The 11,989-nt window shown below is 70.6% G+C and carries 14 protein-coding genes; 7 read left to right on the forward strand and 7 right to left on the reverse strand.

The features are described 5' to 3' along the window. Nucleotides 1-26: 26 nt before the first annotated feature. Together ABZW17_RS36685 and ABZW17_RS36690 are read right to left on the reverse strand one after the other, a co-directional pair. Nucleotides 27-1,211 carry a DUF6596 domain-containing protein gene (locus ABZW17_RS36685; protein WP_354824351.1) on the reverse strand — a complete coding sequence of 395 codons (1,185 nt, stop codon included), beginning with the start codon at nt 1,209-1,211 and terminating at the stop codon, nt 27-29. Continuing rightward, nucleotides 1,208-1,561, reverse strand: coding sequence for a YciI family protein (locus ABZW17_RS36690; protein ID WP_354824470.1), 354 nt, complete (start codon nt 1,559-1,561; stop codon nt 1,208-1,210). The genes ABZW17_RS36685 and ABZW17_RS36690 overlap by 4 nt, the downstream gene beginning before the upstream one ends. A gap of 74 nt (nt 1,562-1,635) precedes the next feature. On the opposite strand from ABZW17_RS36690, the gene ABZW17_RS36695 reads away from it, so the two are divergent. The 4 genes from ABZW17_RS36695 (at nt 1,636) to ABZW17_RS36710 (ending at nt 4,330) form a co-directional block, all read left to right on the forward strand. Then, complete coding sequence (locus tag ABZW17_RS36695) at nt 1,636-2,067, forward strand: nuclear transport factor 2 family protein (RefSeq protein ID WP_354824354.1); 432 nt, start codon at nt 1,636-1,638, stop codon at nt 2,065-2,067. A 264-nt stretch (nt 2,068-2,331) separates the two neighbouring features. Beyond that, nucleotides 2,332-2,622, forward strand: a complete 291-nt coding sequence (locus ABZW17_RS36700; RefSeq protein ID WP_354824357.1) for a transposase — start codon at nt 2,332-2,334, stop codon at nt 2,620-2,622. Next, nucleotides 2,619-3,500, forward strand: a complete 882-nt coding sequence (locus ABZW17_RS36705) for an IS3 family transposase (RefSeq protein ID WP_354824360.1) — start codon at nt 2,619-2,621, stop codon at nt 3,498-3,500. Before ABZW17_RS36700 ends, ABZW17_RS36705 begins: the two co-directional genes overlap by 4 nt. 188 nt (nt 3,501-3,688) lie before the next feature. Then, complete coding sequence (locus ABZW17_RS36710) at nt 3,689-4,330, forward strand: DedA family protein (RefSeq protein WP_354824363.1); 642 nt, start codon at nt 3,689-3,691, stop codon at nt 4,328-4,330. Here ABZW17_RS36710 and ABZW17_RS36715 read toward each other — a convergent pair. Continuing rightward, complete coding sequence (locus tag ABZW17_RS36715; RefSeq protein WP_354824366.1) at nt 4,327-5,217, reverse strand: EamA family transporter; 891 nt, start codon at nt 5,215-5,217, stop codon at nt 4,327-4,329. The two genes, ABZW17_RS36710 and ABZW17_RS36715, sit on opposite strands and share 4 nt — an antisense overlap. Before the next feature lie 86 nt (nt 5,218-5,303). Between ABZW17_RS36715 and ABZW17_RS36720 the strand changes: the two genes are divergently transcribed. Continuing rightward, nucleotides 5,304-6,212 carry a LysR family transcriptional regulator gene (locus tag ABZW17_RS36720; protein ID WP_354824369.1) on the forward strand — a complete coding sequence of 303 codons (909 nt, stop codon included), beginning with the start codon at nt 5,304-5,306 and terminating at the stop codon, nt 6,210-6,212. 32 nt (nt 6,213-6,244) lie between these two features. On the opposite strand, the gene ABZW17_RS36725 is transcribed toward ABZW17_RS36720, so the two are convergent. Then, the gene (locus ABZW17_RS36725) at nt 6,245-6,850 is read right to left on the reverse strand and encodes a TetR/AcrR family transcriptional regulator (RefSeq protein WP_354824372.1); all 606 of its coding nucleotides are present in this window, start codon (nt 6,848-6,850) and stop codon (nt 6,245-6,247) included. Nucleotides 6,851-6,908: 58 nt separating this feature from the next. Between ABZW17_RS36725 and ABZW17_RS36730 the strand changes: the two genes are divergently transcribed. Next, on the forward strand, nt 6,909-7,511 hold the full coding sequence (locus ABZW17_RS36730) for a peroxiredoxin-like family protein (RefSeq protein ID WP_354824375.1): 603 nt from the start codon (nt 6,909-6,911) through the stop codon (nt 7,509-7,511). Here the strand turns inward: ABZW17_RS36730 and ABZW17_RS36735 are convergent. After that, the gene (locus ABZW17_RS36735) at nt 7,498-8,049 is read right to left on the reverse strand and encodes a DedA family protein (protein WP_354824378.1); all 552 of its coding nucleotides are present in this window, start codon (nt 8,047-8,049) and stop codon (nt 7,498-7,500) included. The genes ABZW17_RS36730 and ABZW17_RS36735 overlap by 14 nt on opposite strands. Nucleotides 8,050-8,178: 129 nt before the next feature. Between ABZW17_RS36735 and ABZW17_RS36740 the strand changes: the two genes are divergently transcribed. After that, nucleotides 8,179-9,081 (forward strand): SDR family oxidoreductase, encoded by a 903-nt coding sequence (locus ABZW17_RS36740; RefSeq protein WP_354824381.1) that lies wholly within the window; start codon nt 8,179-8,181, stop codon nt 9,079-9,081. On the opposite strand, the gene ABZW17_RS36745 is transcribed toward ABZW17_RS36740, so the two are convergent. Both ABZW17_RS36745 and leuA read right to left on the reverse strand, forming a co-directional pair. Beyond that, nucleotides 9,072-10,049, reverse strand: a complete 978-nt coding sequence (locus ABZW17_RS36745) for a WYL domain-containing protein (protein WP_354824384.1) — start codon at nt 10,047-10,049, stop codon at nt 9,072-9,074. The two genes, ABZW17_RS36740 and ABZW17_RS36745, sit on opposite strands and share 10 nt — an antisense overlap. A 3-nt stretch (nt 10,050-10,052) precedes the next feature. After that, nucleotides 10,053-11,813: a 2-isopropylmalate synthase gene (leuA, locus tag ABZW17_RS36750; protein WP_354824387.1), complete on the reverse strand. Its 1,761-nt coding sequence runs from the start codon at nt 11,811-11,813 to the stop codon at nt 10,053-10,055. Between the last annotated feature and the right edge of the window lie 176 nt (nt 11,814-11,989).

Below are 11,989 nucleotides of genomic sequence, written 5' to 3' on the forward strand. Positions count from 1 at the left end.
CCGGGCGTTGTCCCGGCCGGCCGTGCTCATTCCTCCAGGTTTCCGGCCCGCGACTGCAGGTACGCCTGCTCGGGCAGGCTCAGCGTCCGCCGCGCGGCGGCCAGGTACGCCTCGCGGGCGCCGGCCAGGTCCCCGGTGCGTTCGAGCAGGTGCGCGCGGATGGCGTCGACGCGGTGGTGCCCCGCGAGGTCCTTCGCCGCCTCACCCAGCTCCGCCAGCCCCTTTTCGGGGCCGTTGACCTGCGCGAACGCGACCACCCGGTTCAGCGTCACCATCGGGCCGGGCGCGACGACCCGCAGCAGGTCGTACAGCGTGAGGATCTCGGCCCAGTCGGTGTCTTCGCTGGTCACGGCCTCGTCGTGGACCGCGGCGATCGCGGCCTGCAGCTGGTACGGGCCGACGGGGGTGGTCGCGAGCGCCTTGGTGATCAGCGAGACGCCTTCGTCGATGAACGCCCGGTTCCAGCGGGTCCGGTCCTGGTCGGCCAGCGGGACGAGGGCGCCGGTCGCGTCGACCCGGGCGGGGCGGCGGGCCTCGGTGAGGAGCATCAGGGCGAGCAGGCCGGCGACCTCGCCGTCGTCCGGCAGTTCCGCGTGCAGCTGCCGGGCCAGCCGGATGGCCTCGGTGGTCAGGTCGACGCGGCTGAGCGCGTCACCCGAGCTGGCGGTGTGGCCCTCGGTGAAGATCAGGTAGAGCACCTGCAGCACGGCGGCCAGCCGCTCGGGGCGGTCGTCGCCGGTGAGGCGTTCGCCTTTCAGCTTCTGTTTCGCGCGGCTGATCCGCTGCCCGATGGTCGCTTCGGGGACGAGGAAGGCCCGGGCGATCTCGGCGGTCGTCAGCCCGCCGACGGCCCGCAGGGTGAGTGCCACCCGCGACGGCGGGTTCAGGGCGGGGTGGCAGCAGAGCAGCAGCAGGGTCAGCGTGTCATCGACCCCGCTGACCGCCTCCTGCCCGGGCGGCTCGTGCCGGGCGACGGTCTCCTCACGCCGTCGCCGCGCGGTCTCGCTGCGCCACTGTTCGATCCGCCGCCGGGACGCGGCGGTGATCAGCCACCCCTTCGGGTGATCCGGAACCCCTTCGACCGGCCACTGCTGCGACGCGGCCAGCAGCGCCTCCTGGACGGCGTCCTCGCAGGCGTCGAAGTCGCCGTACCGCCGGACGAGCGCGGCCAGTACCTGCGGCGCGAGCTCCCGGAGCAGGCGTTCGGTCACAGCTCCGGCCCGTGCAACCCCATCACCGGCCGCACCTCGACCTTGCCGAAGGACGCTTCCGGAAACTTCGCGGCGATCTCGAGGGCGCGGTCTTCGCTTTCGCAGTCGAGCAGGTAGAACCCGGCGAGGAACTCCTTGGCCTCGGCGAACGGCCCGTCGGTGGCGACGCCCACCTGCCTGGTCAGTTCGGGAAAGGCGAGCCGTTCGGAGACGATACGCTCGCCGGAGGCATCGAGATCGTCGTTGAGCTGCTGGTAGTGGGCGAGCCCGGCGGCCCGCTGTTCCGGGCTCATCCCTTCCCACGCCTTGCGCGACGCGGGGTTGCCGTAGATCAGGACCACGTATTTCACATCGGCCTCCTGTCGAAATCCGTCCGGCGGCACCTACGTCTCCCGTGCAAGTACCGACCTGTGAGGAGAATGGCATGAGCGAGCAGCAGATCCGCGAACTGATGGCGGCCCGTGAAGCGGCGATGACGGCCCGCGACGCAGCGACGCTGGGTTCGCACTACGCACCGGACGTCGTGGCGTTCACGTTGGCGCCGCCGCTGGTGCACCGGGGCGCGGAGGTCATCGACGTCGAGGCTCGGAAGGCGTGGTTCGAGACGTTCGAGGGGCCGATCGAGTACTCGACCCAGGACTTGGAGGTCACGGTGGGCGGGGACCTGGCTTGGTGCCACGCGCTGAACCGCCTCTCGACGACGCCGAAGGGAGCGCCGGCGGGGTTCGAGCTGTGGTTCCGCTCGACGGTGTGCTTCAAGCGGGTGGCCGGGGAGTGGCAGATCACGCACGCGCACGACTCGGTGCCGTTCTACATGGACGCAACCCTGCGGGCCGCGGTCGACCTCAAGCCCTGAGCGGGGCTCCGGCCCCCGAGCAGCTCCCCACCCTCCCGGGGGGCGTGCCCAAGTCCAGTCTATCGGCCACCCCGGACGAAACCGGCCGATCGCGGGTTGTCCACCGGAGTTGTCCACATGGGGGTTAACCCTGTGGACAACTCCTCCCGCTCAGCCTGATGCCCCGCCAATCACGCGTGATGCCTCTCTGATCACGCGTGTGGAGTTGCCCCCTTGGGGCGGACACCTTGATTCCAGACAGTGGTCTGGAGGGAGGATGTCCTGGTGTCTCGCAGGTCGAAGTACCCGGAGCAGTTCCGTCGTGACGCGATCGAGTTGGTGAACTCGAGTGGTCGGCCATTGCGGCAGATCGCCCGGGAGCTGGGGGTCAACCACGAAACCCTGCGCTCGTGGGTGAACGTGGCCAAGCAGACGGCCGAGATGGGGCCGCCGGCGGAAGACCCGGTCGAGGTCCAGGAGCTGCAGCGGTTGCGGAAAAGGGTCGCTGAGCTGGAGAAAGAGAAGGAGATCCTGCGGAAAGCGGCCGCCTATTTTGCGCGCGAGATGGATCGATGATCTACCGCTACCGGTTCATCTCCGAACACCGCACCGAGTTCGGTGTCACGCGGTTGTGCCAGGTCCTGGGCCTGCGCCGGCAGGGCTACCACGAATGGGTTGCCGCTGAGGCGGCCCGGGCCGCGCGAGCTCAGGCCGAGCAAGACCTGGTCACCCTGATCGCCACGATCCACGCCGAGCATCGGAGGGCCAACGGCGTCCCGCGGATCACCGCCGAGCTGCACCGCCACGGCCATACCGTGAATCACAAGCGGGTCGAGCGGCTGATGCGCGAACACGGCCTGGCCGGGATCACCCGACGCAAACGCCGCACCCTGACCCGGCCTGCGGCCGGCCCGGTCACCCCGGTCAGTGATCTGATCCGCCGCGACTTCACCGCCACCGCCCCTGGACAGCGCATGGTCGGGGACATCACCTGCCTGCCCACCTTCCAAGGCTGGCTCTACCTGGCCACCGTCATCGACCTGCACACCCGCGAAGTCGTCGGCCACGCGATGGCCGAGCACATGCGCACCGACCTGGTCTGCGAGGCGATTGACCTGGCCACCGCCCGCGGCCTCATCGAACCGGAGGCGGTGTTTCACTCCGACCGCGGCGTCCAATACACCTCAAGCCAGTTCCGCACCGCCCTGGCCGAACACCGGATCCGGCCGTCGGTGGGACGGGTCGGGTCCTGCTACGACAACGCTGTCGCCGAAGCCTTCTTCGCCACCCTGAAAACCGAAATCGGTGTCTCGATCTGGCCCACCCGCGCCCACGCCCGCCGCGACGTGTTCACCTGGCTGCACTACTACAACCATCGCCGACTGCACTCAACGGTCGGCCACCACACCCCGACCGAAACCCGAACCAACTACGCTCAAGCCCACGCTGTCTAACAACCCCGTGTCCGCCCCACCGGGGCAACTCCACGTGATGCCCGGCCAATCACGTTCGCCACCGTCGGGTGACCCCGACCAAAGTCGTACCCCGGGCAATACCTGAGGATGCCGCCCCGAGTCCGCCGCCCCCGGTACCCTTCGGAAAGCGAACACCAATCCGGACGTGGTACCAGGGGGTACGGGCTGTGCACATCGACACGTGGCTGGCGTCGATCCCGGCGATCTCGGTGTACCTGATCGTCGGCGCCGTGATCATGATCGAAAGCCTGGGCATTCCCCTGCCCGGTGAGGTCGTGCTGGTCAGCGCCGCTCTGCTCACGCTGAGCCACCCCAACCTGAGCCCGCTCTGGGTCGGCGTCGTGGCCAGTGCCGGGGCCATCGTCGGGGACAGCATCGGTTACCTGATCGGGAAAACCGGTGGGCAGCGGCTGTTCGCCTGGGCCGGCCGGAAATTCCCGAAACACTTCGGGCCGACGCACATCGCCAACGCCGAACGGATCTTCAACAAACGCGGCATGTGGGCCGTCTTCTTCGGGCGGTTCATCGCCTTCCTGCGGATCCTCGCCGGGCCGCTCGCCGGTTCGCTGCGCATGCACTACCCGAAGTTCCTGATCGCCAACGCGCTCGGCGGCATCGCCTGGGCCGGCGGCACGACCGCCCTCATCTACTTCGTCGGCGAGGCCGCCGAGAAGTGGCTCGGCGACTTCTCCAAGTACGGCCTGGTGGCCGCCATCGTCATCGGTGCCGTCGTCTTCGTCGTCATGAAGCGGCGTCTCGGGCGCAAGCACCCGGAGGACGTCGAAACCAAGGAAGAGACCGCCGCCTAGACCGCGACGAGCTCACGCTTGGGCGCGGTTCGCAGCGAGCCGAGCAGCACGCCGGCGATCACGACCACCGCCGCGCCGACCTCCAGCCAGGTCGGTTGCTCGCCCAGGAACACGAACGACGCCGTCAGGCCGACCACCGGCACCAGCAGGGAGAACGGCGAAACCACGCCGGCCGGGTTGCGGCGCATCAGCGTCGTCCACAGGCCCGAACCCACCACCGTGCCGATCAGGACCACGTACGACAGGCCCGCGAGCGCGGTCAGGCCGGTCGGCGTCCCGAGCGTCGTCAAGGACCGCCACTGCGCGGCCGGGCCCTCCATGACCAGGGACAGCGCGAACATCGGCAGCGGCGGCACCACCGACATCCACAGCGTGAAGTGCAGCGGGTTGTCCGGCTCGGCCTTGCGCGTGCTCAGGTTGCCGAACGCCCAGCTCAGCGCGGCCAGCAGCGTCAGGACCATCGGCAGCAGGGCCGCGTGCCCGGACTGCTGCCACGCGATCGCCGCCATCCCGGCCACGGCCAGCGCGATGCCCGCCAGCTGGTGCCCGGTGACGCGCTCGCGCAGGAAGACCGCGCCGAGCAGGACCGTGAACGGCGCCGACGCCTGCAGCACCAGCGACGCCAGCCCGGTCGGCATCCCGGTGTCCATCGCGATGAACAGGAACGCGAACTGGCCGGTGCCGAAACCCAGGCCGTAGCCGAGCAGGTGCCGCACCTTCACCTTCGGCCACGGCACGAACAGGATCGTCGGCACGGCGATCACGGCGAACCGCAGCGCCCCGGCGAACACCGGCGGGAACTGGCCGAGCGTGGCGTGGATGGCGAGGAAGTTGAGACCCCAGAGGACGGCGACGAGCACGGCGAGCAGGCGATCACGAGCGGGCATGCCTCCACTGTCGCAACGACGACCGTGAAGGACCAGCGAGAATATCTGCAGGAACCTTGTAGCTGTGCTTCAAGTACAGTGGCCGCGTGGATCTGGGCCGGCTGCGCACCCTGCGCGAGTTCGCCGACCGCGGCAGCGTGACGGCGGCCGCGCAGGCGCTGCACTGCACGCCGTCGGCCGTCTCGCAGCAGCTGCGTGCGTTGCAGGGCGAGGTCGGCCTGCCGCTCACCGAGCCCGCGGGGCGCGGCCTGCGGCTGACCGACGCCGGCCGCGCGCTGGTCGCCCGGGCCGACGAGGTGCTCGCCGCGCTCGACCGGGCCGAGTCCGAACTGGACACCTACCGCAGCGCGCCGCGCGGGCGGGTGCGGATCGCGATCTTCCAGTCGGCCGGGCTGATGCTGCTGCCGGGGCTGCTGACCCGCGTCGCCGGGTACGACGGCCTGGAGGTCGACGTCCGCGATGTCGACATGACGCCACCCGAGGTGCCGGGCCTGGTCGCGGACTACGACGTCGTCGTGGCGCACCGCGACGAGCACGCGCCCGAGTTCGACCACGACCGCCTGGACGTCGTGCCGCTGCTGCGGGAGCCGCTCGACGTCGCGCTGCCGGCCGGGCACCGGCTGGCGGCCAAGCGGCGGGTGGACCTGGCGGAGCTGGCCGACGAACGCTGGATCGGCGTCGACCACGGCTTCCCGGTGGACGACGTGCTGCGCTCGCTGACCATCCGCACCGGCGTGCGCCCGGTCGTCGTGCAGCGGATCAACGACTTCCGGATCACCGAACGGCTGGTCGCGGCCGGCCACGGCATCGCCTTGGTACCGCGCTACACGATCGACACCCGCCGCGGCAGCGGTCTGGTCAGCAGGCCGCTGGCCGGGATCCGCGCGGCGCGGCTGATCGAGGTGGTCTGCCGGATCGGCGCCCGCCAGCGTCCGGCGGTGGCCCAGGTGATCGAGGAACTGCGCGCCGAGGTCGCCCAGCTCACCGGCTCGTGAGTGGTAAGGCGCGTTAGAACGCGCCTTACCACTCACGAGGTGGCGTGGGAGCGCAGGTAGGTGAGGGCGATGTCCAGTGCGTCCTCCAGGGCCGTGAGGTCGTGCCGGATGTGCGCCAGCAGCAGTCCACCTTGGACGGACGTCATCGCCGCCTGCGCCAGCCGCGCCGGGTCGGCGTCCGGGGCGAGCTCCCCGTTGGCCTGCAACACTTTCAGGCCACGCTCCAGGTGGGACTCCCACGTCCGGTAGGCCCGGTCGACCAGCGGTGCGAGCTTCGGGTTGTCGCCCACTTCGCCGGCCAGGTTGCCCAGCGGGCAGGCGACCGGCTTGCCCGCGCGGCGGTGGATGTCCAGCAGCTGCCCGGTCCACGTCTCGAGGTCGGCCCACGAGGACAGCGTGAAGATGGCCGGCTGGTTGCCGAGGATCTGCTCGAGGTACCGGTCGATCACCGCCTCGACCAGCTGTTCCTTGTTCTTGAAGTAGTGGTACATCTGCGACTTCCCAGCCCCGCTCGCGGCGAGCACCTTGTCGACGCTCGTGCCCGCGACGCCGTCGACGTACATCAGCCCGGCCGCCGCGTCGACGATCGTGTCGCGCGTCCGCTTGCCGCGCGGTGTCGAAGCCGCTTGCGTCTCCATGTACTGGATAGTACAGTTCGGCCCACTGTACCGATCAGTACAACAGCTAGGGGGATCCATGACGCTCAACAGTGCCCTGGACGGGCTGAACGACCAGCTCCGCGGCGCCCTGCCGCCGGAGATCGCCGAGGTCCTCGACGCGGACCGGCGCCGGGCCGCGACGGGCTTCGCCGAGGTGGGCGACAAGATCGAGGACTTCACGCTGCCGGGGGCCGACGGCACGCCGACGGGCTTGGCCGAACTCGTGGCCGACGGGCCGGCCGTGCTCGTGTTCTACCGCGGCCAGTGGTGCCCGTACTGCAACCTGACGCTGCGCACCTACCAGCAGGAACTGCTGCCCGAGCTGGCGGAGCGCGGCGCGACCCTGGCGGCGATCAGCCCGCAGAAGCCGGACGGGCCGGCGCCGGACCTGGCGTTCCCCGTGCTCTCGGACGTCGGCAGCGCCGTGGGGCGGAGCCTCGGGTTGAGCTACCCGGTTTCCGATGTCGTGCGCGAGGCGATGAAGACGCTGGGTACGGACCTCGAGGAGGTCAACGGCAGCTGGGAGCTGGTGCACCCGGCGGTGGTCGTGGTCGGCCGGGATCGGGTGCTCCGCTTCGTCGACGTCCACCCGGACTTCGTCACGCGGACCGAACCGGCGGACATCCTCAAATCGCTCTAGCCGACCGCTTCACGCCGTAGGTGATCACCGAACCCAGGATCAGGGCCACGCCCAGGGAGAGCAGCAGGCTGATCCCGGGTTCGGTGACGATCCGGCCGCCGGCGTAGCCGAGGAAGGCCACGTACGACGTCCAGAGTGTGACGCCGACGGCCGACGCGGTGAAGAACTCCGCCATCGGCCACCGGAGCGATCCGGCGAGGAGGGCGCCGAGCGTCCCGCCCGACGGCAGCCAGCGGGCGACCACCAGCACCGGCCGGGGATGGCGCTGCAGCCGCCCGTCGAGCCAGCCGAGGCCGGCGGCGATCTTCTTCCGCCGGCCCAGCCGGTCCAGCGCCGCCCGGCCACCGAACCGGCCGAGGGCGTAGAGCGCCTGGTCGGACGCCAGGCACCCGGCACTCGCCACGGCGATCACCAGCGCGAGCGACGTCCCGCCCTGCGCCGCCTCGATGCCCATGCCGAGGATGGTCACCTCGGTCGGCAGCAGGGGCACGAGCGAGACGACGAACAGCACCAGCAGTCCCGCCGTCGATCCGTCCACACCTCCATTAACCGCCTGTCCGCGGCGAAGCACTCCCGTTCACCGGGGACTCACAGGAACCCGACAGCCGGTCCACAGATTCGGCGAATCATGCCAGGAGTTGTCATGGTTCGCCGTGACGCTGGGCGCATGAACACACTTTCCGGAAAAACCGCCCTGGTGGCGGGCGGTACCCGCGGCGCGAGCCGGGCCATCGCGGTGGAACTCGGCCGGGCGGGCGCCTTCGTGTACGTGACCGGCCGGACCACGCGCGCCGGACGGTCCGAAGTGGACCGTCCGGAGACGATCGAGGAGACGGTGGAGCTGATCGAGCAGGCCGGCGGGCAGGCGGAAGCGATCCGCGTGGACCACCTGGTCCCGGCCGAGGTCGAGGCCCTGGCCAAGCAGGTCGGCCCGCTCGACATCCTCATCGACGGCCTCTGGGGCGGCGACCGGCACCTCGGCTGGGGCAAGCCGGTGTGGGAGCACGACCTGGCCGCGGGCCTGCGGATGGTTCGCCTCGGCATCGACGCGCACCTGATCACCAGCCACTTCCTGCTCCCGCTGCTGATCGGCAAGCCGGGCGGCCTGGTCGTCGAGCTGACCGACGGCACGGCCGAGTACAACGCGAAGTACCGCGAAGGGACTTCGCTGCCGTTCTACGTGGCGAAGGCGTCGGCGCACCTGCTGGCGATCGGCGAGGCGGCGGAGCTGGCTTCCTTCGGGGCGACCGCGGTCGCGTTCACCCCGGGGTACCTGCGGTCGGAGGCGATGCTGGAGATCTACGGGGTGACCGAGGCCAACTGGCGCGACGCGTGCGAGCGGGTACCGCACTTCGAGATCTCCGAAACGCCGACGTTCTGCGGCCGGACCGTGGTGGCGCTGGCGGCGGATCCCGGCCGGGACCGGTGGAGCGGGCAGACGGTGAGCAGCGGACAGCTGGCGAAGGAGTACGGCGTCGACGACGTGGACGGCAGCCGGCCGGACGCCTGGCGGTACATGAGGGAGGTGGCGGACGCGGGCAAGCCCGCGGACACCACCGGCTACCGCTGAGCGTTGCGGGCGGCCAGTTCCGCGCCCACCGCGGCCAGCGCCGCCCGCAGCGAAGCCGGCTCCAGCACCTCCACCCCCGGGCTCAACGCGACCAGCTGGCCGAGGCCGATCTCGCCGTCTTCCAGGGCGAGCTCGGCTTCGGCCCAGCCGTCGTCATCGGGTGTCCTGAGCGAGACCACGGTGTCCGCGAGGTGCTCCCCGCCGAACACGCGGCGCAGCTCCCGCACCGCCGTCCGGTTCAGCCGGGCGCGCACCCGCAACGGCCGCGCCACCTGCTCGAACGTCGCCGACGACGAGCGCCACCAGCCGGCCAGGTCGAACTCCGGCGGCCGCTCGAACCCGCCGTCGAGCCGGGTCACCGCGAGGATCCGCGACACCCGGTAGGTCCGCAAAGCGTCGTCCGGCACCACCCGGGCCACCAGGTACCAGACACCCGCCTTCAGCACGAGCCCCAGCGGCTCCAGCTCCCGCGAAGCCACCTTGTCCCGGCGCCGGTAGGACACCGACACCCGCCGCTGGGACCACACCGCCTGGACGACGGTCGCCAGGGCCGGGGGCTCGTCCGGCGAGCCGAACCAGCCCGGTGCGTCCAGGTGGAACCGCCCGGCGACCAAAGCCGCGTGCTCCCGCAGCTCGGCCGGCATGCCCGCGGTCACCTTCGCGCGCGCCGCGCTGCCCGCCGTGTCCAGGCCGAGGCCCGCGAGCGCCGACGGAACGCCCAGCGCGAACAGCGCGACGGCCTCACGCGCGGTGAGGCCGTCGAGCCCGGCGCGCCAGCCGTCGACCAGGCGGAAGCCGCCGTGGCGGCCCTGCTCCGTCCACAGGGGAACGCCCGCTTCGCGCAGGGCCGCGAGGTCGCGGTGCATCGTGCGCTCCGAAACGCCCAGTTCCGAAGCGAGCTCGGCGGCGGTCGCGCTGCGCCGCCGTTGCAGCGTGAACAGCAGCGCGACCAGCCGCTCGGCCTTCACCGGCTACCGGTTGGCGCGGTTCACCGCCGACACGACCGCGCGCAGGGACGCCGTGACGATCGACGGGTCGATGCCGATGCCCCAGAACACCCGGTCCGAGATCGCGCACTCGATGTACGACGCCGCGCGCGAGTCGTCGCCCGGGGAGAGCGTGTGCTCGCTGTAGTCCAGCAGGCGCAGGTCGAAGCCCACGGTCGACAGGGCGTCGAAGAACGCCGCGATCGGGCCGTTGCCGCGGCCGGTGACCTCGTGCTCGTCGCCCTCCACGCGGACCGTCGCGGTGATGTCGTACTCGCCGTCGCCGTTGTCGCGCACGTGCTGGCGGACCAGCTCCAGCGGCGTCTTCAGCTCCAGGTACTCGGCCGAGAACGCGTTGTACATCGTCGTCGGGTCGACCTCGCCGCCCTCGGTGTCGGTGTAGCGCTGGATGACCTTCGAGAACTCGATCTGCAGCCGCCGCGGCAGGTCGAGCTGGTGCTCGGCCTTCATGATGTAGGCGACGCCGCCCTTGCCGGACTGCGAGTTGACCCGGATCACGGCCTCGTACGTGCGGCCGACGTCCTTCGGGTCGATCGGCAGGTACGGGACCTCCCACGGGTGCTCGTCGATCGGTACGCCGGCCTTGTCGGCGGCGTCCTTCATGGCGTCGAGGCCCTTGTTGATCGCGTCCTGGTGGCTGCCGGAGAACGCGGTGAACACCAGGTCGCCGCCCCACGGCGAGCGCTCGGGCACCGGCAGCTGGTTGCAGTACTCGACCGTCCGCTTGATCTCGTCCATGTCGGAGAAGTCGATCTGCGGGTCGATGCCCTGGCTGTAGAGGTTCATGCCCAGCGCGACCAGGTCGACGTTGCCGGTGCGCTCGCCGTTGCCGAACAGGCAGCCTTCGATCCGGTCGGCGCCGGCCTGGAAGCCCAGCTCGGCGGCGGCGATGCCGGTGCCGCGGTCGTTGTGCGGGTGCAGCGACAGGATCACCGAGTCGCGGCGGGCCAGGTTCCGGCTCATCCACTCGATCGAGTCGGCGTAGACGTTCGGCGTCGCCATCTCGACCGTCGCCGGCAGGTTCAGGATCACCGGCTTCTCCGGCGTCGGCTGCCAGATTTCGGTGACGGCGTTGCAGACCTCGAGCGCGTAGGACAGCTCGGTGCCGGTGTAGGACTCCGGCGAGTACTGGAACCGGAAGTCCGTGTCGGGGTGCTTCGCGGCCAGGTCGACGACCATTTCGGCGCCCTGCGTCGCGATCTTCTTGATGCCCTCGCGCTCCTCGCGGAAGACGACGCGGCGCTGCAGGATCGACGTCGAGTTGTAGATGTGGACGATCGCCCGCGGCGCGCCGTCCAGGGCCTCGAAGGTGCGCTCGATCAGCTCCGGGCGGCACTGGGTCAGCACCTGGATGCTGACGTCGTCGGGGATGGCGCCCTCGTCGATGATCTCGCGGACGAAGTCGAAGTCCGTCTGCGACGCGGCCGGGAAGCCGACCTCGATCTCCTTGTAGCCCATGCGGACCAGCAGGTCGAAGAACTTGCGCTTGCGCGCGGGCGACATCGGGTCGATCAGGGCCTGGTTGCCGTCACGCAGGTCGACGGCGCACCACAGCGGCGCACGCTCGATGCGCTTTTCCGGCCAGGTGCGGTCGGGCAGGTCGATGTTCTCGACCAGGTCGTACCAGGGGCGGTAGCGGTGGACCGGCATGGACGTGCCGCGCTGGGTGTTCCAGGCGGGCTGGCCGGCGGGCGCGGGACGAGAGGGCTTGCGGATCTTGCTCATGGGATTTGGGGTGTCTCCAGCTCGACGGGTGCGACCGGCACCACGAAGCCCCGCGACGGGGAGCCGGTCCGGTCAGGCCCCGTCGCGGCAGCGAAGCAGGAGAGCACGCGCCACGAGCCCACCATAACCAGCGAACGTGCGCGGAGGGAAGCGGGCCCGCGATGGATTCGTTCCTC

Origin of the sequence: Amycolatopsis sp. NPDC004625, from assembly GCF_040609695.1 — a bacterium.
In the GTDB taxonomy this organism is placed as follows: domain Bacteria; phylum Actinomycetota; class Actinomycetes; order Mycobacteriales; family Pseudonocardiaceae; genus Amycolatopsis.

Bases quoted from the DNA above. Each gene is read 5' to 3' on its own strand.
- ABZW17_RS36705 (WP_354824360.1), top strand. From the start codon at position 2,619: ATGATCTACCGCTACCGGTTCATCTCCGAACACCGCACCGAGTTCGGT.
- ABZW17_RS36695 (WP_354824354.1), top strand. From the start codon at position 1,636: ATGAGCGAGCAGCAGATCCGCGAACTGATGGCGGCCCGTGAAGCGGCG.
- leuA (WP_354824387.1), bottom strand. From the start codon at position 11,813: ATGAGCAAGATCCGCAAGCCCTCTCGTCCCGCGCCCGCCGGCCAGCCC.
- ABZW17_RS36740 (WP_354824381.1), top strand. From the start codon at position 8,179: ATGAACACACTTTCCGGAAAAACCGCCCTGGTGGCGGGCGGTACCCGC.
- ABZW17_RS36715 (WP_354824366.1), bottom strand. From the start codon at position 5,217: ATGCCCGCTCGTGATCGCCTGCTCGCCGTGCTCGTCGCCGTCCTCTGG.
- ABZW17_RS36730 (WP_354824375.1), top strand. From the start codon at position 6,909: ATGACGCTCAACAGTGCCCTGGACGGGCTGAACGACCAGCTCCGCGGC.
- ABZW17_RS36725 (WP_354824372.1), bottom strand. From the start codon at position 6,850: ATGGAGACGCAAGCGGCTTCGACACCGCGCGGCAAGCGGACGCGCGAC.